The organism is Undibacterium sp. JH2W (assembly GCF_049340425.1).
GTDB lineage: Bacteria > Pseudomonadota > Gammaproteobacteria > Burkholderiales > Burkholderiaceae_D > Undibacterium.
The window spans coordinates 31,712-53,611 of the sequence record NZ_JBMPOT010000018.1 but is presented as its reverse complement, the minus strand read 5'-3'; the positions used below and the strand labels follow the sequence as shown (position 1 = coordinate 53,611).

General features: G+C 52.2%; 16 protein-coding genes. 14 read left to right on the top strand and 2 right to left on the bottom strand.

From position 1 onward, the window contains the following. The first annotated feature begins 14 nt into the window (after window positions 1-14). The 13 genes from ACO0LC_RS23380 to ACO0LC_RS23320 all read left to right on the top strand — a co-directional run bounded on the left by ACO0LC_RS23380 (window position 15) and on the right by ACO0LC_RS23320 (window position 11,950). Window positions 15-761 (top strand): peptidylprolyl isomerase, encoded by a 747-nt coding sequence (locus ACO0LC_RS23380; protein ID WP_423007649.1) that lies wholly within the window; start codon window positions 15-17, stop codon window positions 759-761. A 16-nt stretch (window positions 762-777) separates the two neighbouring features. Continuing rightward, window positions 778-1,230 (top strand): hemerythrin domain-containing protein, encoded by a 453-nt coding sequence (locus ACO0LC_RS23375; protein WP_423007647.1) that lies wholly within the window; start codon window positions 778-780, stop codon window positions 1,228-1,230. A 64-nt stretch (window positions 1,231-1,294) separates the two neighbouring features. Then, entirely contained in the window at window positions 1,295-2,590 is a 1,296-nt protein-coding gene (locus ACO0LC_RS23370; RefSeq protein WP_423007645.1) for a hypothetical protein, read from the top strand. An 84-nt stretch (window positions 2,591-2,674) separates the two neighbouring features. Further along, a complete protein-coding gene (gene moaA / locus ACO0LC_RS23365) occupies window positions 2,675-3,676 on the top strand; it encodes a GTP 3',8-cyclase MoaA (protein ID WP_423007643.1) in 1,002 nt (333 codons plus the stop codon). Between the two features lie 31 nt (window positions 3,677-3,707). Continuing rightward, complete coding sequence (locus ACO0LC_RS23360) at window positions 3,708-4,403, top strand: carbonic anhydrase (protein ID WP_423007641.1); 696 nt, start codon at window positions 3,708-3,710, stop codon at window positions 4,401-4,403. Window positions 4,404-4,460: 57 nt separating this feature from the next. Continuing rightward, window positions 4,461-6,398 (top strand): type IV pili methyl-accepting chemotaxis transducer N-terminal domain-containing protein, encoded by a 1,938-nt coding sequence (locus ACO0LC_RS23355; RefSeq protein WP_423007639.1) that lies wholly within the window; start codon window positions 4,461-4,463, stop codon window positions 6,396-6,398. 36 nt (window positions 6,399-6,434) lie between these two features. Continuing rightward, window positions 6,435-7,082, top strand: a complete 648-nt coding sequence (locus ACO0LC_RS23350; RefSeq protein WP_423007637.1) for a response regulator — start codon at window positions 6,435-6,437, stop codon at window positions 7,080-7,082. A gap of 111 nt (window positions 7,083-7,193) precedes the next feature. Next, entirely contained in the window at window positions 7,194-7,886 is a 693-nt protein-coding gene (locus ACO0LC_RS23345; protein WP_423007635.1) for a Crp/Fnr family transcriptional regulator, read from the top strand. A gap of 71 nt (window positions 7,887-7,957) precedes the next feature. Then, on the top strand, window positions 7,958-8,962 hold the full coding sequence (gene ubiU, locus ACO0LC_RS23340) for a ubiquinone anaerobic biosynthesis protein UbiU (RefSeq protein ID WP_423007633.1): 1,005 nt from the start codon (window positions 7,958-7,960) through the stop codon (window positions 8,960-8,962). 2 nt (window positions 8,963-8,964) lie between these two features. After that, window positions 8,965-9,894: a ubiquinone anaerobic biosynthesis protein UbiV gene (gene ubiV, locus ACO0LC_RS23335; protein WP_423007631.1), complete on the top strand. Its 930-nt coding sequence runs from the start codon at window positions 8,965-8,967 to the stop codon at window positions 9,892-9,894. Window positions 9,895-9,908: 14 nt separating this feature from the next. Further along, window positions 9,909-10,361, top strand: a complete 453-nt coding sequence (ubiT, locus tag ACO0LC_RS23330) for a ubiquinone anaerobic biosynthesis accessory factor UbiT (protein WP_423007629.1) — start codon at window positions 9,909-9,911, stop codon at window positions 10,359-10,361. After that, a complete protein-coding gene (locus tag ACO0LC_RS23325) occupies window positions 10,361-10,744 on the top strand; it encodes a putative zinc-binding protein (protein ID WP_423007627.1) in 384 nt (127 codons plus the stop codon). Before ubiT ends, ACO0LC_RS23325 begins: the two co-directional genes overlap by 1 nt. Before the next feature lie 60 nt (window positions 10,745-10,804). After that, window positions 10,805-11,950 (top strand): NnrS family protein, encoded by a 1,146-nt coding sequence (locus ACO0LC_RS23320; RefSeq protein WP_423007625.1) that lies wholly within the window; start codon window positions 10,805-10,807, stop codon window positions 11,948-11,950. A 258-nt stretch (window positions 11,951-12,208) separates the two neighbouring features. Here the strand turns inward: ACO0LC_RS23320 and ACO0LC_RS23315 are convergent, their stop codons facing one another. Continuing rightward, a complete protein-coding gene (locus ACO0LC_RS23315) occupies window positions 12,209-14,698 on the bottom strand; it encodes an adenosylcobalamin-dependent ribonucleoside-diphosphate reductase (protein WP_423007623.1) in 2,490 nt (829 codons plus the stop codon). Window positions 14,699-15,424: 726 nt separating this feature from the next. On the opposite strand from ACO0LC_RS23315, the gene ACO0LC_RS23310 reads away from it, so the two are divergent. Continuing rightward, window positions 15,425-20,626 (top strand): two-component regulator propeller domain-containing protein, encoded by a 5,202-nt coding sequence (locus tag ACO0LC_RS23310; protein WP_423007621.1) that lies wholly within the window; start codon window positions 15,425-15,427, stop codon window positions 20,624-20,626. Here the strand turns inward: ACO0LC_RS23310 and waaA are convergent. After that, window positions 20,621-21,898 carry a lipid IV(A) 3-deoxy-D-manno-octulosonic acid transferase gene (gene waaA, locus ACO0LC_RS23305; RefSeq protein ID WP_423007619.1) on the bottom strand — a complete coding sequence of 426 codons (1,278 nt, stop codon included), beginning with the start codon at window positions 21,896-21,898 and terminating at the stop codon, window positions 20,621-20,623. The genes ACO0LC_RS23310 and waaA overlap by 6 nt on opposite strands. Window positions 21,899-21,900: the final 2 nt, after the last annotated feature.

Here is a 21,900-nt window from a genome sequence, read left to right as displayed (position 1 = left end):
AAAAGGAGAACAAGATGCCCGTCATAGTCAATGATTACGAACTGACAGACGCTGATATGGAACAGGAATTACCTGCGCATCAGGATGCCGCAGATGCGATGAAAAGCGCCATGACGGCCTTGGTGCTGCGCCGTGTCTTGCTGGATGAGGCGCAACATCTGGGCTTGCAGCATGAAGACGAAGATGCCATGGTCGATGCCTTGCTAAGGCAGGAAGTCAAGGTGCCGACGCCGGGGCGCGATGAATGTCTGCGTCAGTACCAGGCCTATCCAGACCGCTTCAAGGTCGGTGAACTGGCCGAAGCCAGCCACATCTTGTTTCAAGTGACGCCGGGCGTTGATCTGGATGCTTTGCGTAAGCATGCTTCTGTAGTGCTGGCAGATGTGCTGGAAGATCCGGCCTTGTTTGCAGAATGTGCGAAAGCAAATTCAAATTGCCCGTCCAGTGAAGTCGGTGGCAGTCTGGGACAAATAACACGCGGTGCGACAGTGCCAGAGTTTGAGCAAGCCGTATTTGCAGCAGAGCCTGGGCGCGTTATTCCCAAACTGGTAGAAACCCGCTTCGGCCTGCACATCATAATGGTGGGACGTAAGCTGGATGGTAACTTGCTGCCTTTTGAAGACATAGAAGGCAATATCGCACAGGCCATGCACCAGGCCAGCCACGATCATGCCTTGCGCCAGTATTTGCAATTGCTGGTGGGACGCGCAAGGATTTCTGGCATTGATATACAGGGTGCAGATACTCCATTAGTTCAATAAGCAAGGAAGTAAAATCATGTCACAAGCAATGAAAAAACTCGTGGTTCAGCATACCGAATGTGATGAACAGTTGAATCGCTGTGAAGCCGCTTTACGTAAGGGGAATATGGCGGCTGCCGAGCGGAATTTTCGTTTATTCAGTGCGCAACTGGATAGTCATTTTACCTTGGAAGAAGACAAGCTTTTTCCCGCTCTGGAAAAAGCAACTGGCATGCTGCACGGACCTACGGTGGTCATGCGTGCTGAACATGTGGAAATTCGCAGTTTGCGCGATGAAGCAAATGCTGCAATTGAAGCTGGACAAGCAGACCAGGCACTGGCTGTGCTCGATACACTGAACGTGCTGATACAGCAACATAATATCAAGGAAGAGAATATCCTGTATCCCATGTGTGGTGGCAGTATCCCCGACCTTGAAGCAGTTTTGGGCATAGGGAGCACATGTTGCGGTGCCTGTTCTTGCGCTTAAGAATGGGGCTGGCAACTCTATTTTCTCCGTTTATCCGGTGAGTTCAAGAACCTGATGCACGTCTATGGCTAGTTTGAAAGTTCTTAACTACGAGCTGTCGCCTTCGCCTGCTACTATCTTTGGCTGTCTGTTACCTGCGCCCTGGATGGGAGTATTGACAGGCCTACTGCTGGCAGTTGGCCCGCAACAGGGTTTGCCGTACCGGTTTGCACCTTTGACTTTGGCGCTTACTCACTGCCTGGTGCTGGGGATGCTGGCACCCATCATGATAGGTGCGCTGTTTCAATTAATGCCTGTGGTGGCTGGTCAGGCCGTGCCGGGCGCACGCAAGATAGCGCCTTTTGTGGCGCTTGGTTCCGCCTTGATTGCGACTGGCCTTAGTCTGGGTTTTTTGCAAGGTAGCACCGCAGGATTTATTGTCGCTGGTGCGTTGGCATCATTGCTGTACGGTGCAGTCACGCTGGCTTTGCTGATAGCAGCGTGCAAGATTGCGGTCGTCGACACTACTACACGCAGCTTGCGGTGGGTGGTATTGGCATTTTTTCTGGTCGTAGCCCTGGGTATTAGCCTGGCGGGCAATTTCGCCGGCTGGTGGCAGCTTGATATCATGTACTTGCTGGACTTGCATGTGGCGTGGGGATTGACTGGCTGGATAGCGACGCTGGTAGTTGGTGTTGCATCAACAACGGTACCCATGTTCTGGCAAACCAAACGCCCGTCAGCGTACTGGCAAAAGGCTTTGCCAGGTGCGCTGTGGTTGCCTTTGTTATTGGCATTCTGGCCAGCGTTGCAGCAGTTTGCTTTGTTCTTCGCTTGCCTGGTGATTGTGCTGTTGGCGTCAATTGCCTTCGTGGCTATCTGGCGTGCCAAACGCCGCTTTGATCCGGCCTGGGGTCTATGGCTGGTATGTACTACCAGCTATATGTGCGCGGCATTAATGGCTGCGCTGCCACCCCTGCTAAAACATGTTGGCGGGCTTGTCTTGCCTGACTTTATCTCACAGGCACTGCCCTGGTGGGTAGCTGTGCTGATACTGGTCGGTGGTGCGGTATTGCCGGTCAATGCGATGCTGGGCAAGATCATCCCGTTTCTGATATTTCTGCATTTGCGCAGACAGACACCGATGGGGCAACGGGTACCCACCATGCAGGCAGTACTACCGCCACAACGCCTGTTATGGCAAGCACGTTTGGTGCTACTGGCGTTTGGTTTTCTGCTGTTATTGCCACTGGCACCCATCTGGTTTGCGCCGATTGCGGGCATTGCCTTTTCGCTATCGCAGGCTTATCTGGGCGGTCTGCTGATCATGTGTTTGATGCGTTACAGGCATGAATTGCAGGCGATATTCAAAGCTAACTGAAGCAGTCGACTACGTCGAAAGAACTATCTCCCTTTAGCTTGGCGGCGAATTGTGCTGTTGCCTGCCTCGGTCCACAATGCAGGTATGGAAACTCCTGCACCCACTTCATCTGCACTGACGGACCGCTTTGGCCGCCGGGTCAGTTACTTGCGACTGTCAGTTACAGATCGTTGTGATCTGCGTTGCAGTTATTGCATGCCCAAGGGTTTTTCTGGTTTTGAAGAACCAGAGAACTGGCTGCGCTTTGATGAAATTACCCGGGTTGTCGCGGCATTTTCCCGCATGGGAGTAGGGCGTGTGCGCCTGACTGGAGGTGAGCCGCTGCTGCGTCGTGGCTTGCCGCAACTGGTCACACAATTATCCGGCTTGCCTGGATTGCAAGACATCTCGCTCTCCACCAATGCAACGCAGTTACACAAACATGCCCAGGTCTTGCATGATGCTGGTGTGCGCCGCATCAATGTCAGTCTGGATAGTCTGGACCGGGCCTGTACAGAAAAAATTACAGGGCGCGATAGTTTCGTCAGCATCATGGCTGGGCTGCAAGCTGGCAAGCGAGCAGGGTTCGACCCCATCAAGCTCAACATGGTGGTCATGCGTGGTATCAACGATCATGAAATCATGCGCATGGCGCAATTCTGTTTTGAAGAAGGTTTTATCTTGCGCCTGATCGAAGCCATGCCCATGGGAGATACTGGTCGCAATAGCCAGTACATGGATATAGGCCCGGTACGTGATCAATTGGTTAGCAAATTCAATTTGATCCCCGCTGCAGCAGAATTGGGCGGTGGCCCTGCCCGTTACTGGACCACAGCCGACAGCAAGGGCACGATAGGCTTTATTTCCCCCATCAGCCAGCATTTCTGTGCCACTTGCAACCGGGTGCGTTTGTCGGTAGACGGTACCTTATACATGTGCCTGGGCCAGGAAGAAAAATTTGAGCTGCGGCCCTTGCTGCGTGCCGGTATCAGCGACCAGGAACTGGAAGCTGCAATCCGATTAGCGATAGAATTAAAGCCTGAGCGCCATGAATTCAAGGAGCAACCGCATAAAATCATCCGTTTCATGTCGCAAACAGGCGGCTAGTTGCATATTGGAATAGTGGATGGAGTAAAGGATGGAAGTCAGAAATATTCAGCAATTTATAGAAGGATTCCAGCGTTTTCAAAGCAAATATTTCGCAGGCGAAGACAAGTTGTTTGAAAAACTGAATCACGGCCAGAATCCTACGACCTTGCTGATAGGTTGTTGCGATTCCAGGGTAGATCCCGCCTTGCTGCTCGATTGCGACCCTGGCGATATTTTCGTCGTCCGCAATGTCGCCAACCTGGTGCCACCCTGCAATGAATCTGCACAGCAGCATGGCGTGAGTGCCGCCATACAGTTTGCCGTCGAGGCCCTGAATGTAAAACGTATCATCGTCATGGGCCATGAAAAATGTGGAGGCATCAGGGCGCTGATGCAAGGTTACCAGCCTAGCCGCAAGATAGACTTCATAGGCCGCTGGATGAAGATAGTGGAACCGGTCAAGCAGCAAGTGCTGCAACAACTGGCGAATTGCCCGGAATCGGAGCAGATACGCGCCTGTGAACTGGGAGCCATTATCAACTCACTCAATAATCTGCGTAGTTTTCCCTGGATATCCGAGCGCGAAGCCAAAGGAGAAATTGCTTTGCACGGCTGGTATTTTGATATGGGCAATGGTGCCTTGCTGGCCTATTCAGAGCGGTCAGACACTTTCTTACCCATGGTATGCCCGCTCAACATTGCTGGCAAGGCCGTTATATCGGAAGTCTCTTATAGTGAACCGTAAAAATGCTTCGCAATGCGCCTATACTATCTCTGACAACTTCCAGGTAAAGCCATCATCATGAATCCTATATCAGGTCCTCCCAATAATTTGCCAGTGGGCAAGCGTCTGACTTTCAGAATATTGCTGACGACACTGATAGGCCTGACCCTGACCCTGGCGGCAGTTGGCTACACCTTGTTGTTGTCCTGGCAATTGGAAGGGGGGGGAGCGGCGATCAATGAAGCAGGAAGTCTGCGCATGCGCTCTTACCGTCTGGTCATGCAACTTGAGCATGCCCAAGCGACGCCCAGCATAGAGCAGGAGCTGGACGACTTTAATCGGACTTTGACGGATTTGCAGGCTGGCGATGCAAAACGCCCTTTGTTCTTGCCTGCTTCCAAACCCATTCGAGAGCAAATGCTCCTGGTGCAAAATGAATGGCAGCAACATATGCAAGTTTATGCCAGAACGGTATTGGCAGAGAAAAATCCGCAGTCCAGGCAGGCAGCATTGGCACTGTACACCAAAGAACTACCGGTTTTTGTCGATAGCATCAATAAGCTGGTTTCTCTGGTTGAAATCGAACTGACAGAAAAAACCACCTGGTTGCGTTTGTGCCAGACTGCACTGATTTTTTTGTCGCTGGCCGCCAGTATCGCATTGTTGTACTTGCTATACCTGTGGATAGTCGGCCCGGTAAGCCGCATGCAGACGGGTATCGCACGCATGTCCAAGGATGACTTGAGTGTACGCCTGTCCATAGAGACTGAGGATGAGTTCGGCGTCCTGGCGCAGGCATTTAATCAGATGGCAGATCATGTACAAAGTGTGCACCGTACTCTGGAAGACCGCGTCGCGGAAAAAACTGCCAGGTTGCAAGACCAGAACCATGAGATCAGTACCCTGTATGAAATTGCCGGTTTCCTGGCCGGGCCGCATGCAATAGAAGAATTATGTCGTGGCTTTCTGCACAGGATCATGCAAAGAATAGAAGCCGACGGCGGTACGGTGCGCATACTCGACAGTCTTAGCGATAACCTGCATATCACTGTGCATGAAGGTATCTCGGAACAAATGATAGAAGAGGAGCATTGCATCAAGACCGATGACTGTCTGTGCGGTGCGGCTACCCATCAGGGTATCATTATTGTCCGTGACTTCCGCAAGATGGACCAGCAGCGCCGTTACCGCTGCCAGGAAGAGGGATTTTTCTCGCTGGCAGTGTTCCAGATACTGGCGCGTGAACAGGTCATCGGCAGCTTCTCATTGCATTTTTCGAGAGAGCGCAATATCACCAGTGAAGAGCGACGGCTGTTGGAAACCCTGGGAAAAAACTTGGGCGTGGCCATCGAAAACCAGCGCCTGATCGCCAGGGAAAAAGAATTTGCCGTGTCGAATGAACGCAATCTGCTGGCTCAGGGCTTGCATGACAGCATAGCGCAAGGCTTGAATTTCCTGAACCTGCAAGTGCAGATGCTGGAAGATTCACTAGGCCGCAATGATATGGAAGAAATCAAGGATATTGCTCCCTTGCTGCGCGCAGGTGTACAAGAAAGCTATGAAGACGTGCGCGAGCTATTGCTTAATTTTCGCACCCGTTTGCAAGACAGTAATCTGGAGTCAGAGATGCGCAATGTCGTCAGCAAGTTTCAACGCCAGACGGGTGTTCATGGTGAGATAGAATTTGTCGGCAATGGTGCGCCCCTGGCTCCTGAACAGCAATTGCAAGTGCTATTCATTTTACAAGAGGCTTTATCGAATGTGCGCAAACATGCACAGGCCAGCGAGGTCAGGGTCAAGGTTCAAAATGAACGGGATTTCTCACTGATCGTGGCAGATGATGGCGAAGGATTCAATATGGACAAAGTCCACGAAAAAGGCGAGGCTCATGTAGGCTTGCGTATCATGCAGGAAAGGGCTGAAAGACTGGCTGCCAAATTTGATATCAAGAGCCAGCCTGGCGAAGGCACGACAATCGAGCTGGAGCTATTACGGCAAGAGCGTCTGGTAGCATAAGCTCCTTTTATAAAATTCAGAAAACACGGGATATTAATGCCAATCAAGATTTTACTGGTGGATGACCACACGCTTTTTCGCAGTGGCATACGTTTGCTGCTACAGCGTAATCCAGAATTCGAAGTAGTGGGCGAAGCCGTGGATGGTCTCGATGGTGTCAAGCGGGCCAAGCAGCTACGTCCCGATGTCGTATTGATGGATTTGAATATGCCAGGCTTGTCTGGTTTGGAAGCCATGCAACTCATCGTTGAAGATCTGCCCGACACGGCTGTTCTCATGCTGACCGTTTCTGAAGAGGCAGAAGATTTAACGACCGCATTGAAAAATGGCGCGCGTGGTTATCTATTGAAAAACATAGAGGCAGATTACCTGACACAGGCGATAAAACGCGCTGCTGCGGGTGAACCGGTGATTGCTGAATCCATGACAGCCAAGCTGGTCATGCAATTTCGCTCTGGCATGAATCAGAGCAATATCCAAAAGAAAGAAAAACTGACACCCAGGGAGCGCGAAACCATGGTTTGTCTGGCACGAGGTGAAAGCAATAAGGAAATTGCCCGTAATCTCGATGTTGCAGAAAGCACCGTCAAGATCCATGTGCAAAATATCCTGAAAAAACTGAACCTGACCAGCCGCGTGCAAATTGCCGTGTATGCAGTCGAACATGGCATGGATAAGAATTAATTTTTCATTCAACTTAATCCCTTTGCAGCAGCGACCTAGTCCTCCCGACGTATAGGCATATCAGCCTGTGACTTCTACACTTGATTTATATCAGTTGGCCGGAGATCTGTGATGACAAAAATAAATTTATTGGGTTTGCTGCAAAATCATGCCTTGTTCCGCCATATTTCGCCGGATGATGTCAGGGAATTGCAAAAAGAAGTCGCCAAGCTGGAGTTGAATAAAGGGGAGATGCTGTTTCGCAAAGGCGATATGGCAGAAGCCACTTACATTGTGGTTTTTGGCCTCGTCAAGCTAAGCCTTCCTTCATCACAAGGCAATGATAAAGTCCTGGAGCTGATACGCGGGGGACAAAGCCTGGGCGAAGCCATGATGTTCCTGGATGAACCCTATCCCTTTTATGCAGAAGCCCTGGAAAATACGCTGTTGCTGAAAATCCCTCGTCATGCCCTGCTGCAATTACTGGACCGTTCACCGCTAATTTCGCGGCAAATGCTGGCAGGCTTGTCCTATCGCTTGTTAGGCTTTATTCGCAATGTAGAGCGTTATTCCTTGCAAAATGCCACACAGAGAGTCATAGATTATTTGTTGCAGCTATCTGCCTCCCAGCGCAGCAATGATGTCCGACTTGAACTCAAAAAACACCTGGTTGCTTCACTGCTGAATTTGTCGCCAGAAACTTTGTCACGAGTCTTGCATCAATTAATGGATGAGCATTTGATCAAGGTATGTGGCGCCAGCATACATATCGCATCTGAAGAAGCACTCAAGTCTTATCAGCGACAAATTCCTGCTTTGGCTTAAGGCAGACTGGGATGGTGTTTTATTGACCCAGGACAATGACCATGCGAATAATTTTCATTACCATCTAAGGTATGAAACCTATAGATCTGGTGGCTCCTGCCGGTAGTCTGCTTGCCTTGAAGGCAGCGGTAGATAAAGGGGCGAATGCGGTATATCTTGGTCTGCGCAATGCTACCAATGCGCGCAATTTTGGCGGCCTTAATTTTTGCGACCACGACATACGACAAGGCGTATCCTATGCTCATGCCCGGGGCCGGAAAATTCTTTTTGCCATCAATACCTACCCGCAGGCGCGCGCCGTTGGAGAATGGCGGGCAGCGCTTGACACTGCTGTGCAAATGGGGGCAGACGCCGTCATCCTGGCCGACCCTGGCCTGATGGCCTATGCCCGAGACCGCCATCCCGGCTTGCGCCTGCATTTATCGGTGCAAGGTTCCGCCAGCACGCTGGATGCGATAGAGCTCATGCGGGAGCAATTTGGGATACAGCGCGCAGTCTTGCCACGCGTCCTGACACTGTCAGAAATTGAAAAAATCATACGCCAGACCAGCGTGGAAATTGAAGTCTTTGGCTTTGGCAGTCTGTGTGTCATGGCAGAAGGCCGCTGTCTTTTGTCCAGCTATGTCACTGGTGATTCACCGAATAACAAAGGGGTTTGCTCGCCAGCCCATGCAGTGAGCTGGCAAGAAAAAGATCAGACCATGTATGCCCGACTTGGTGGAACCCTGATAGACCGCTATGCGCCAGGCGAAGCCGCCGGTTATCCGACCTTGTGCAAAGGACGTTTTGAAGTAGAAGGTGAAATTGATTATGCACTGGAAGAGCCAACCAGCCTGAATGCCATAGGCTTGTTGCCCAAGCTTATCAATATGGGCGTTGCTGCCATCAAGATAGAAGGTCGCCAGCGCAGCCCCAATTACGTCAGCCAGGTCGTGGCTACCTTGCGTGCTGCGCTGGATGCAGCGCAACGCGACCCTGAGCGCTATACACCACGCACAGACTGGCAAGCCAGCCTGGCCCGCCATGCCGAAGGTGCACAGGTGACACAAGGGGCGTTTGAACGTCCATGGAAATGAATATGTCTGCCTGTCTATCATCAACCACACCTATGCTCTCACTTGCACCGCTGGCTTATTACTGGTCAAAACAGGAGACCCTGAGTTTCTATGTCGATGCCATGCAATGGCCAGTCGACATTGTTTACCTGGGCGAAGTGGTTTGTTCACGCCGTCATCTGATGAAACTGGATGACTGGCTGGCACTGGGCAAAGAATTGCGTGCTGCTGGCAAGCAAGTGGTCTTGTCCAGCCTGACCCTGATAGACAGCGAAGCCGACCGGCGCAATATGCACAGGATGATAGAGCGCGCCTGTGCCGAGGATTTTCTGGTCGAGGCCAATGATTTCAGCGCCGTGCGTGCCATGCAGGGGAAGGCCTTTGTCGCAGGCCCACATTTGAACATCTACCATGCGGACACGCTGTCATGGCTAGCCAGCCTGGGTGCCAGGCGTTTTTTGCCACCGATAGAGATGGGGCGTGATGATCTGGCGAGCTTGCAGCTTCAGCGAGGTGAACTGATGCAGACTGAAGTACAAGTCTGGGGACGTTTGGCACTCGCTTTTTCATCGCGCTGCTTCACTGCACGCCATCACCGTTTGCGCAAGGATAGTTGTGAATTTCGCTGCGAACAATATCCCGACGGTTTACCGTTGGCGACCCGCGACGGCAAGGACTTTTTGACTATCAATGGCATACAAACCCAGAGTGCCAACTGCCTGGACCTGGGTGCACAATTGCCAGAACTGACCGCTATGCAGGTAGATATTTTACGTCTGCAACCTCAGGCAACAGGCATGGCAGAAGTGATCGCTGCGTTTGACCGTGCCAGGAAAACAATAAGCTGTGCCAGGCTCAGTGAAACCCTGCTACCACCACATGCCCAGCGCAGCAATGGCTATTGGACGGGCAAACCCGGCATGCAATGGCTGGCTGGCGAGCAGTCAAGCTGACAAGGATGGATAAAATGGATTTGAGTAATTTTCGTTTTCCTAAAAGCCTGCAAACCCTGGGCAGTCATTTACCAGCACCACTGGCAAATGCCCCTTTGATGCTGATACTGGAATTGGCCAGACGACGTGCACTGCTGATAGCACCGGACAGTTTGTATGGCAAGAGCTTTTGTATCAAGGTAGAGGACCTGGGACTGGCACTTTGTTTTTATTGTGACCAGGGTAAATTCAAGTCTCTGTCATCTTTACCCATGCCTGATGTCAGTCTTTCAGCAAGTGCGGTGGATTTTTTAAAACTGACAACTGGTCAGGAAGATGCCGATACACTATTCTTCCGCCGCCGCTTAAAAATAGAGGGCAACACCGAACTTGGTATTGCCGTCAAATACTGGATAGATGCCAGTGAACGACCAGCCTGGCTAAATCAGTTTGCCCGTCGATTCATGCAGACAGGTGAGGCTATGTGATGAAAACAGATCAACTCCCGCTAGTCTATGCATGTTCTGGATGCTCCAGCGTCGCGCAACTTGCCAATGACTGTGCAGTCAGACTAGACCGGGAGCAGAAGGCAGAAATGTCCTGTGTCAGCGGTGTCGGTGGAGGTGTGGCCAGCCTGGTCAGGCTGGCACAATCTGGCAGGCCCATACTTGCCCTGGATGGTTGTGCGCTGGCCTGCGCCAAGGCCTGCCTGCGACGCGCTGATGTTGTTCCTGATGTTCATCTGGTGCTCAATCAACAAGGTGCACGCAAGCTTTTCCATACTGACGCAACGGCAGATGAGATGCAGCGGATCTGGCAGCTGGTTGAATATGCATTGCAGCCATTGTGCACCATAGAGCCACAAGAATGATGGCGAACCTTAATTTTTCCGTTTGCTTTTAAGTCCCGCTTGCCTACCGGATCGATAATCATGAAACGTCTTGCAACTGCCCCTCACAGGCTGTATTTTTTTCTCGGCGCGGTGTCCGTCCTTATCCTGTTTTTCTGGTGGTACCTGCAATTGCGCCACCCGCAGACCATGGCTGTGCCTTTGCATGCCTTGCTGATGCCACTCGGTGTTTTCCCTTTATTCATTTTGGGTTTTACCTTTACAGCTGGACCAAAATGGTTGTCTGTCAGCGCAGAGGATGACTATTTCTTGCTGCATGGTGGGACCTATTTTTGTGGTTTGCTGTTAGCCATGTTGGCTGCCAGCCTGGGCTTGCCCGCTTTGCGTAGTTCAGGTTTTGCCTTGATGCTAAGTGCCTGGCTGGCTGTCACCTGGCGTTGGGGGCACCTGATATGGCGCAGCACAGTAGCAGATAAAAAACACGCGATCGCTATCTTCCTGGCGATGTGCGGTGGCACCTGTGCTCTGGCAGCGACCCTGATGTGGAGTGGTGGCTGGAATGTTGCATGGATCATTGCCCGGCAATTTGCTTTTTTCGGGTTTTTACTCCCGGTGTTTTTGACGGTGTGTCACCGCATGCTGCCATTTTTCAGTGGCAATGTTCTCAAGCCCTATGTTGTCTGGCGTCCCTACTGGTTGCTCGCCAGCTGGTTGAGTGGATGCTTACTGCTGGTCCTAAGCGGCTGTATGCAATGGCGCTTGCCAGAAGCGATCACGGCAACGCTCATGAGCCTGAGTTTCATCTATACATCCTGGCGTTGGGGGCTGTTACGCAGTATGGAAAATCGCCTGCTGGCCATGTTGCATCTCTCTTTTGCCTGGCTAGCCATTGTCTTTGCGCTGCAGGCTGCTGCTGCGCTTGGCATGGCAACGGGATCAGCATCCATACACGCTCTGGCGCTGGGGTTCATGGGAACCATGCTGGTTGGTTTTGTCAGTCGGGTCTCTTATGGTCACAGTGGCCGACCTTTGCAGGCATCGAATTTCTTATGGTGTATTTACCTGGGATTGCACCTTGCGGCCTTGCTGCGCATCCTGGCCAGCCTGCTGTCACTGGACATACTCATCACCGCTTCTGCAACGTCCTGGTTGGTCTTGCTGGCATGCTGGATAGCCATGATGCTACCCATGTATCTTAAAGCGCGCGCTGACGGTCAGCCTGGCTAGACGGGGCTCTTTTACAGTGCAATGTCTGTCGCAGATTATCCGCAGATTCTTGAGCGCATGCTCAATATTTTTGTAGTGTCAACTGCTGCACTTACCTGCTCAATGTCTCAATGGCTCAATGGGGGTAGTAACGAGAAAAATCAAAGAAAAAGTTCATCTCGTGCTACCCACATCAACAATTGATCTTGCCTGAAATAGCAGTTTGTGAGGCAGGATTGCAAATTTCCACACAGGCCTGCACCAGGCAGGCCGTTGTGTTTAACCGCAAGCGCCTACGTAGCCGCAAGAAACGCAGCGGCTGCAGCCATCTATTTTTTGCAGGGCGTGGGCGCCGCAATCCGGGCATTTTTTGCCGGTAGGGATGTAGCTGATCGGAGCTGCATTTTCACCTTCATAGGCCAGGTCATCCATGCCGTAGTGATGGCTTCTTTGCTTGAACTTTTCTGCCAGTACGGTGATAGGGATCTGGTTGCCTGCAGCGTCAAGGAAACCGCGTTTCATCAGTATGCGTTGCAATGAGTAACCGATAGCAGCGACTTCAGATTCATGGAACAGTGGAGCCTGTGAACCATCGTCCTTGGTGATCATGCCGCAGCGTACCGTACCCTTGTCCCACACCACTTCACGCATATCTGCCAATGCCTTGGCGATGGAACCACCAGAGCGTGCTGCCATCGACAGCAAACGCATGCTGGCTGATATCCATTGCTGGCCATCGTTCTTTTGACCGGCAGGCATGAAGAATTCAAACGGGCGCTCGATAGTCACGCGCTCGCCACCGACCGTGCCATCTATGTGGATGAAGCTGACTGTCAGGTAGACCGTTTTCTTGCCCTCATACGTCATGTACTGCACTTTGGAGGTGACAGATTCGAGGTCACCAAATGGGCGGCCATCGAATTGCTTGCGCAGCAGGTCGTCGTCAGGTATTTGTTTGACTTCTGGCGCTGCTTCAGTAGAGACAGACAGGACGCTGCCGAGGATATTATTCGGGCGATAGGTTGCCAGACCTTTGAGGCCAGCACGCCAGGCATCCATGTACAGGTTCTGGAAATCTTCGTAAGGATAATCTGCCGGTACGTTGACGGTTTTGGAAATCGCAGAATCGATGTAAGGCTGCACGACCTGCAACATTTTCATGTGGTCGCTGGCCGACATATTGAGGGCTGTGACAAACTGCCTGGGCAACTTGCTGTCATCGGAGACATCATTGCCCAGATGGCGGTACAAGCGCCATGCATGGTCAGCCACTTCATAGATTTTTGCATCGCCCACGGCCATGCGTTTCTTGCGGTTGTACACCCAGGAGAAAGCCGGTTCAATGCCGTTGGAAGCATTGTCAGCAAAGGCCAGGGTGATGGTGCCTGTAGGAGCGATGGACAGCAGGTGCGAATTGCGCAAACCGTGTTTGGAAATCGCATTGCGTACATTTTTAGGCAGGCGTTTGGCGAAAGTGCCGGACAGGTATTTTGTGCTGTCAAACAAGGGGAACTGGCCTTTTTCTTTCGCCAGTTCTGCCGATGCCAGGTAGGCGGCATCGCGCATGACTTCTGATACTTTTTGTGCGAATGCACGACCGGCATCGGAATCATAACGCTGGCCCAGCATGACCAGGCTGCTGCCCAGGCCAAGGAAGCCCAGGCCGACGCGGCGCTTGGACATGGCTTCGGCTTTTTGCTGAGGCAAGGGCCAGGCAGTGGCATCCAGCACATTGTCGAGCATGCGGGTCGCTACAGTCACTACGGCTTCAAATGCTGTGAAATCAAACTCGGCAGCATCGGTGAATGCTCCTTTGATGAAGCGCGTCAGGTTGATGGAACCCAGGCAGCAGCAGCCATAATCAGGCAGCGGTTGTTCTGCACATGGATTGGTGGCTTCGATTTTTTCGCAATAGTAGAGATTATTCTCTGCATTCATGCGTGACAAAAACAGGATGCCTGGTTCTGCATGGTCGTAGGTCGATTTCATGACCTCATCCCACAAGTCACGCGCACGCACGGTTTCATAGACCCACAGGCCATCTTCACGCTGATAGGCACCGGCTTCTTTTTTGTCTTCGCCAGGTTCAGCTTTGTGCACGAGACAGAAGTCTGTATCTTTGGCGACTGCTTCCATGAATTCATCGGTAACACCGATGGAGATATTGAAGTTGGTCAAGCCACCCTGGTCTTTGGAGCGTATGAATTCGAGGATATCAGGATGGTCGCCACGCAAGACACCCATCTGCGCACCACGACGCGCGCCGGCAGATTCTACTGTCGAGCAGGACGCATTGAAGACTTGCATGAAAGACACGGGGCCGGAAGCGCGTGAACGGGTACCGCGCACCAGGGCGTCCTTGGGACGTATGGTAGAAAAATCATAACCGACACCGCCACCGCGGCGCATGGTTTCTGCGGCATCTGCCAGTGCTGTATAAATGCCGGGCTTGCCATCGGTGGCGCTGGAAACAGAGTCACCTACTGGTTGTACGAAGCAATTGATAAGCGTGGCGTGCAAATCCATACCAGCAGCAGAATTGATGCGGCCTGCTGGCACGAAACCATTCTTTTGCGCCCACAAAAATTTTTCTTCGTAGTAGGCCTGGAAGTCTGGCTGTTCTACGCTGGCGAGTGCCTTGGCAACGCGAGCCTGCACATCTTGTATCGTGACTTCATCGCCTTTGGCATATTTTTCCAGCAAGACATCGAGGGAGATTTCCTGAGGAGACATTTCCGTCAATCCTAAAATTTTTTCGTTTGCGTTCATATGAAGAAGTTTTTCTTTGTTACTTGTTGCAGAGTTAATTCCAAAAGCCCGACAGCGGTATCAGCGATATCAATCATTTCAGCATCATGATCTCAATAAGAAAGTGCTGGCAGGCTAAAGCTCATGGGCTATACATTCGGGGAAACAGGATGGCATTATTTCAATCAAAAAAAATATTGCTCAATTGAAAAATCGGGCACTGGAGTACCAGGCATCCTGACATCAGATGCCTGCATTATAAACCTCTCAGCCAGATTTTTTCTTGACCGGCTTCAAGTTAAAACCAGAATCCAGTGCCAGACATAGCAAAATAATCAAGCCGGAATTACAGGGAAAACATCGTGGGTTTTGGGTTCAGGGAAGCTGTCAGGGTTTTACCAGAATTTGCGGCAAAATGGCTGAAGTTGATATGAGGCTGCATCATGCATATGTGACATCTCAGGATTTTTGAGTAAAAAAAATTCGCCAGTAAAGTTGCTGTCCAGATATGCACTGTGACAAACAAGATAGTCAGTTTTCTATTTCCCTTGTAAAACTCGCTACGCCATTACTTGCCATCACTCGCCATTCTGGCCGCATTTTTGCGATTTTCCTACAAACTAAATAAATCTACAGGCCATACAGGGATAACTATACTTTCTTGATGTCTGAATAACTTATACTTGGGCAAGACATTCATGACAAAAACACCTATATTCCAGAGGACAGATAATGAGGCAGGACAGTTTGACTAAGAGATACCCTTATCCTCAGTTCCTGTTTGCCTTTGTATGCCTGTGGTGTGTCCTGGTCTTGTGCCCGCCAGCAATGGCTGTACAAAGCCTGCGCTTTGAGCAAGTCGGGCGGGACCAGGGTTTCCAGCATGAATCGGTGCAATCCATGCTGCAAGACCGTCAGGGCTATATGTGGTTTGGCACCCAGGGTGGCCTGCATCGCTATGATGGTTCCAAGGTGGTAGTTTTTCGTCATGACCCCAATCGTCCGGACAGCTTGGCAGATAACTGGGTCTGGGCCTTGCATCAGGATGACAAGGGCAGGATCTGGGTAGGTACGCGCAATGGCGGCTTGCACCGTTATGACACGGCAACCGAGACCATGGTCAGGTATAAGCGTAATTTGTCTGATATCCGTAGTGCTGGCAGTAACCAGATCCAGGCCATTATCAATGATAGTGCGGGTGGCCTGTGGCTGGCGACGGGTGATGGCCTGGCGCAATTTGATCCCGATAGCGGGCGTTTCCAGATTTTGCGCCATGACGACAAGGACTCCAGCAGTCTCGCCAGTGACCAGGTGAATGCACTTTGCCTCGATAAAGACGGTAATTTATGGGTGGGCAGCAATGCTGGCCTGAGCGTCATGTACCGCGGCAAGTCTGCTTTTGAGAATTTTCGCCTCGATAGTGATGCCAGGCCCGATCCACGCCACAATAATGTGCAAGGCATACTCAATGACAAGCAGGGTAATCTGTGGGTAGCCACGACGGCGGGTCTGGAAATCTGGAATAAAGAACGCACGCAAAAACGTCGGCTGGGCCAGCAGGAAGGACTGGACCCCGGTCCTGTCAACTCCTTGCTGGAAGACAGCGAGGGCATCATCTGGGTCGGCACTGAAGATGGCTTGAAACGCTGGAACCCGGCTGACCATCAATTTTCATCATTTCGCCATCATGCCAGCGACCGCCATAGCCTGGCGGATAACCGCGTCACCCGCTTGCTGCAAGACCGCTCCGGCACTTTATGGGTGGGCACCTGGCTGGGTGGCGTCAGCCGTACCAACCTGGCCAGCGGCGGCTTTGAACGCTTGCTGCATTTGCCGGGCGAAGCCAAGACACTGAGCAATAATACCGTCTCTGCTGTGACCAGCAAGGATGGCATACTCTGGATAGGCACGGGCGATGGTTTGAACCGTTTCGACAAGGTGAAAGATCAGATACGCGCCTATCATCACCAGGCAAACCAGCCTGATAGCCTTAGCAACAGCAAGATCAGGGCCGTGAAGCTGGCACCGGATGGCAAGCTCTGGGTGGGTACGCAAGATGGCTTGAATTTATTTGACCCCGCCACCGAACGTGCCACGCATTTTCAGAACGATCCCAAACAGGCTGACAGCATCAGTTCCAGCATTGTTCATTCACTGGCTTATGACAAGGCAGGTAATTTGTGGGTAGCCACTGATGATGGCCTGAATCTCATGCAGGGTGGTAAATTCAAGCGCTATATGCCTAATTCCAGGGATAGCGACAGCCTCAGTCATGGGCGCGTCGTGTCTTTATTGTTTGACCACCGTGATCAGTTGTGGGTGGGTAATTTTGGTGGCCTGGATAAACTCGATCGCAGCACTGGCCGTTTTGAACATTATCGCCATGAGCCGGATAACCCCAATAGCCTCAGTCATAGCCGTGTCTATGCTGTATATGAAGACAAGGCTGGCGTGATCTGGGTAGGCACCGCCAGTGGCCTGAATCAAATGGTGCAGGGTGCCGATGGCAAGATCAGCTTCATCCGCTATGGCGGCGGGCTGGGCAATGATGCCACGGCCGGTTTTGCTGAAGATGATGCAGGCAATCTGTGGATCAGCACCGATGGTGGCTTGTACAAGCTGGGCCAGGACAGGAAAACCCCGAAAAAATATTCTGCCGACGATGGCCTGATAGATGGCACCTATACTGTCGGTGCCAGTTACCGGGATACCGATGGCGCACTGTATTTCGGTGGTTTCCAGGGGATGAGCTGGTTTTATCCTAAAGCCATACGTGACAATATCAGCAAGCCAGTCACGACGATTACTGACTTCCTGATTTTCAACCAGTCAGTACGCGGCGGTAAATTGCCCAGGGGCGTGAAGATGGATGGCAATATCTCGGATGCCAAGTCCATTACTTTGTCTTACAAAGACAGCGTGGTCTCGATAGAATTTGCAGCACTGAATTATTCTGACCCTTTGCATTATCGCTATGCCTATCAGTTGGAAGGTTTTGACCAGGACTGGGTACAAATCGACGGTGCTCACCGTGCCGCCAATTACACCAATTTGCTGCCTGGCGAATATGTTTTCAGGACCAGGGCAGCGACCAAGGATGGCGAGTGGAGTGATGAAGGTGCCAGCCTGCTCATCACCATCACGCCACCTTTCTGGATGGAATGGTGGTTCCGTATTATCGTCAGCCTGGTTTTGCTGGCCTTGATTTATCTGGTTTACCGTTGGCGCGTGCGACGTTTTTCTGACCAGCAAAGCTTGCTCGAAGGCCTGGTCAGACAAAGAACCGCCGATGCCGACAGGGAGCGTAAGCGTCTGACGGATCTGACTGACGTTTTGCCACTCTCGGTCTATCAATACCGCGAAAGACCAGATGGACAAAGAGAATATGCCTACGTCAGCGAGAATGTCATCAATGTGCTGGGTGTGCCTGCGGCAGAGCTGCTGGCCGATAAAGAGGCACGCTGGCGTACTACCCTGGCCGAAGACCGGGAAATTGCCGAAGCCAGTCTGAACCGGGCAGTGGATAACCGTACTTACAGCAACTTCCATCAGCGTGTGCTGGTGGATGGCAAAGTGCGCTGGCTGCGTTCGCAAACCGTGATCCCCAAGCGCATCAATGGTGACTGGATATGGAATGGTTTCTGGATAGATGAAACCGAAACTTATCTGCAAAAAGATGAATTGCGCGAAGCCAAGGAACAGGCAGAGCAAGCCACCGTTGCCAAGTCTTATTTCCTGGCGAACATGAGCCATGAGATACGCACACCGATGAATGCCATCATCGGTCTCTCGCACCTGGCCAAAAAAACCCGTCTGACACTGAAGCAGCGCGACTACATCGATAAAATCCATAGCGCCGGTACTTCCCTGCTTGGCGTAGTGAATGACATCCTGGATTTTTCCAAGATAGAAGCTGGCAAGCTCGATATTGAATCAGCTGATTTTATACTGGCGGAAGTCATCGACGATGTCGCCACCATCGTCAGCCACAAGGTCGCAGAGAAGGACATAGAACTGGTATTTGATATCGACACCCATGTGCCTTCCAGCATGCGTGGCGACCCCTTGCGTCTGGGGCAGATCATCACCAACCTGGTCAACAATGCCATCAAATTTACTGACCATGGTTCCGTCATCATCCTGGTCAAGCAAGTGCAGGCAGAAGTCGACAAGGTGCAATTGCAATTCAGTGTGCAAGATACAGGCGTAGGCATGACTGATGAGCAGCAGCATAACCTGTTCCAGGCCTTTACCCAGGCAGATAGCTCCACCACCCAAAAATATGGTGGCACGGGCCTGGGGTTGACGATATCGCGGCACCTGGTGGAACTCATGGGTGGTGTCATCTGGGTAGAAAGCCAGGTCGGAGTGGGCAGTACTTTCTACTTCAATTGCTGGTTTGCCTTTGCCAGCGCAGCCACTCAAACCCTGCTGCCGCCGCATATGCAAAACCTCAAATTGCTGGTGGTCGATGACCATGACGTGGCACGCCAGCATTTACAAAAACTGGGACAGCAACTGGGTCTGACCGTGAATGTCGCCAACAGTGGCAAGCTGGCCCTGCATATGCTCAGCGAAGCCAGGGTCCATGGCCAGCCTTATGATTTACTCTTGCTTGATGCCCATATGCCAGACATGGATGGGGCCGCCACCATGGGTGCGATTGCCGCCAGCATGGGTAACGAAGCGCCGCAAGTGCTCATGCTGACCACCATGAATTTTGATGAAACGACCCTGCAAACCAGAGCATATGCCCCAGTGGCGTATTTGTCCAAACCCATAGGCATGTCCAGCTTGTTGGAAGTCATGTTACGCATCAGTGCGAAAGCAATGGACATGCCCGTCAATGCCGCCACTGAGCAGCATACCGACTGCCGTTTTGAAGGCTTGCGTGTCTTGCTGGTGGAAGACAATCATATCAATCAGCAAATCGCCGCCGAGCTGATGAGCGAGGCAGGCATCATTGTTGACGTAGCAGACAATGGCCGCATTGCCATCGACAAGCTCAATTGCGGCAATCCCTATGACATCGTACTCATGGATTTGCAAATGCCCGAGATGGATGGCTATGCCGCCACCACCGTCATCCGTTCTTACCCAGAGTGGCTGGACTTGCCCATCATCGCCATGACTGCCCATGCCATGAATGAAGAAAGGCAGCGCTGCCTCGATACCGGCATGAATGACCATATCGCCAAACCCATAGATCCCGACAATTTCTTTGAGACGCTGAGTCGCTGGTGTGGCCGCCGCATGCCTGGTTATCAGGTGGATGTGCCTGTCACGCCAGCTTCATCTGCCTTCGCTACTGTAGCTGCCAAGGCAGAAGAGCAAGTCCATGATCTCAGCATCCCCGGTGTTGATGTTGCCCCAGCCTTGCGCCGCTGCGGGCAAAACCTCGACCTGTATTTGCGCCTCTTGCAAATCTTTGTCGATAGCGCCGCTACTACGCCTGACAAGATCAAACGTGCCCTGGAACAGGGTGACCGCGGAACGGCCGAACGCGAAGCCCACACCATGCGCGGTGCCGCCGGCAATATCGGCGCCACCACCCTGGCCGCAGTCGCGACCGAGCTAGAGCTGGCCATAGAAAAGTCAGCAGAAAACCAAGTCTTGATACAGAAATTTACCGATGCCAGCGCAAAACTGATACAGGCGCTGAAGCAGGCTTTGCAAGAACAGGTGGCCAAGGCGGTAGTGGTCGCTGATGAGCAGGTGGGCGTTGCTGCTGATGTAGTCGATGCCACCGCGCTATTTGCCAAACTGCGCCTGTATCTGGAAGATTCAGACAGCGAAGCCCTGGATTTCTTCCAGGGACACCAGCACAGCATGCGCCAGGTATTGGGGGCGCAGGCAGATGAATTTGTGCAGTCGCTGCAAACCTTTGATTTTGAAACAGCCTTGCAGATACTTGACAGTGTCAGCCCGGCAGATAGCACCAGCTTATAAATATTTTTCCAGCATCTGCATGGTGCGTGCTGTAGCTCCCTGATGCTGCAAGAAGAAGGCATAAGCTGCTTCACCCATGCGCTGGCATTGTTTTTTGTCTGCCAGCAAGGCATGCGCTTGCAGGAACAGGCTGAGCGCACCATCGACACGGAAAGCTGCACCGCAGGCGATTGCTTGCTCCGTGATTTCAGAAAAATTAAAGGTATGCCTGCCCGTCAGCACAGGTTTGCCCATGGCACAGGCTTCGATGAGATTATGGCCACCCAGCGGCACCAGACTGCCGCCGACGAAAGCGATATCGCAAGCGGCATAGTACATATACATCTCACCCATGCTGTCACCCAGCACGACCTGTATCTCTTCGCCTATGTGGGCGATTTCTTCATGGTTCAGGCTGGAACGGCGCAGGTATTTGATGCCATGTGATTCAAGCAGGCTGGCCACATGGTCAAAACGCTGCGGATGCCGTGGCGTGATAATCAGCAAGGGGTTGGTTTGCAGCAAGGGCACTTGCTCAACAAAGGCTTGCAAAATCAGCTCTTCTTCGCCATCGCGGGTACTGGCGCACAAGATCACCTGGCGCTCGCCAAAGCTGCGACGCAGGGCGGCACCGCGTTCGGCCATCAAGGGTGGCGGCGTCACGTCAAACTTCATATTGCCGGTCACACCCGGTTGTTCTATCCCCAGTTCATGCAGGCGCAAGGCATCGGGATTGGATTGCGCAGCCACACTGCTGATGGCACGTGCCGCAGGCAATATCAACGTAGCCAGGCGCTGGGCCTTGCGTAAAGACTTTTCTGACAGACGGGCATTTACCAGTGTTACTGGTATGGACTGTGCAGCACACTGGGCGATCAGGTTGGGCCAGACTTCGGTCTCTATCAGTATGCATAATTGCGGTGAAAAATGCCGCAGGAAGCGCACTATCATCCAGTTGATGTCATATGGTAAAAACGCCTGTTGCAGGCGTGGACCTACATCGGTAAATAATTTGCCGCCAGTTTCACGACCTGTCGCGGTCATATGCGTCAGCAAGATGCGGTGTTCAGGGCAGCGGGCCAGCAGGGCACGTATCAGTGGTTCAGCCGCGCGGGTTTCACCGGCAGAGACGGCATGTACCCAGAGCGTCGGCATGCTGGCGGAGGCAGGGTAAAACCCCAGGCGCTCGCCTATATGCTCACGGTAGCCAGGCTCGAGACGGCCACGCCACCAGAGGCGGAACAGGGCAAACGGCAGGGACAGGCCCCATACCAGGGAGTAAAGAAGACGCATGC

Excerpts from the sequence above, each read along its gene's own strand:
- ACO0LC_RS23315 (WP_423007623.1), bottom strand. The coding sequence starts at position 14,698 with ATGAACGCAAACGAAAAAATTTTAGGATTGACGGAAATGTCTCCTCAG.
- ACO0LC_RS23325 (WP_423007627.1), top strand. The coding sequence starts at position 10,361 with ATGAAAACAGATCAACTCCCGCTAGTCTATGCATGTTCTGGATGCTCC.
- waaA (WP_423007619.1), bottom strand. The coding sequence starts at position 21,898 with ATGCGTCTTCTTTACTCCCTGGTATGGGGCCTGTCCCTGCCGTTTGCC.
- ACO0LC_RS23320 (WP_423007625.1), top strand. The coding sequence starts at position 10,805 with ATGAAACGTCTTGCAACTGCCCCTCACAGGCTGTATTTTTTTCTCGGC.
- ACO0LC_RS23370 (WP_423007645.1), top strand. The coding sequence starts at position 1,295 with ATGGCTAGTTTGAAAGTTCTTAACTACGAGCTGTCGCCTTCGCCTGCT.
- ACO0LC_RS23360 (WP_423007641.1), top strand. The coding sequence starts at position 3,708 with ATGGAAGTCAGAAATATTCAGCAATTTATAGAAGGATTCCAGCGTTTT.
- ubiU (WP_423007633.1), top strand. The coding sequence starts at position 7,958 with ATGAAACCTATAGATCTGGTGGCTCCTGCCGGTAGTCTGCTTGCCTTG.
- ACO0LC_RS23350 (WP_423007637.1), top strand. The coding sequence starts at position 6,435 with ATGCCAATCAAGATTTTACTGGTGGATGACCACACGCTTTTTCGCAGT.
- ACO0LC_RS23375 (WP_423007647.1), top strand. The coding sequence starts at position 778 with ATGTCACAAGCAATGAAAAAACTCGTGGTTCAGCATACCGAATGTGAT.
- ubiT (WP_423007629.1), top strand. The coding sequence starts at position 9,909 with ATGGATTTGAGTAATTTTCGTTTTCCTAAAAGCCTGCAAACCCTGGGC.
- ACO0LC_RS23345 (WP_423007635.1), top strand. The coding sequence starts at position 7,194 with ATGACAAAAATAAATTTATTGGGTTTGCTGCAAAATCATGCCTTGTTC.
- ACO0LC_RS23355 (WP_423007639.1), top strand. The coding sequence starts at position 4,461 with ATGAATCCTATATCAGGTCCTCCCAATAATTTGCCAGTGGGCAAGCGT.
- ACO0LC_RS23380 (WP_423007649.1), top strand. The coding sequence starts at position 15 with ATGCCCGTCATAGTCAATGATTACGAACTGACAGACGCTGATATGGAA.
- moaA (WP_423007643.1), top strand. The coding sequence starts at position 2,675 with ATGGAAACTCCTGCACCCACTTCATCTGCACTGACGGACCGCTTTGGC.
- ubiV (WP_423007631.1), top strand. The coding sequence starts at position 8,965 with ATGTCTGCCTGTCTATCATCAACCACACCTATGCTCTCACTTGCACCG.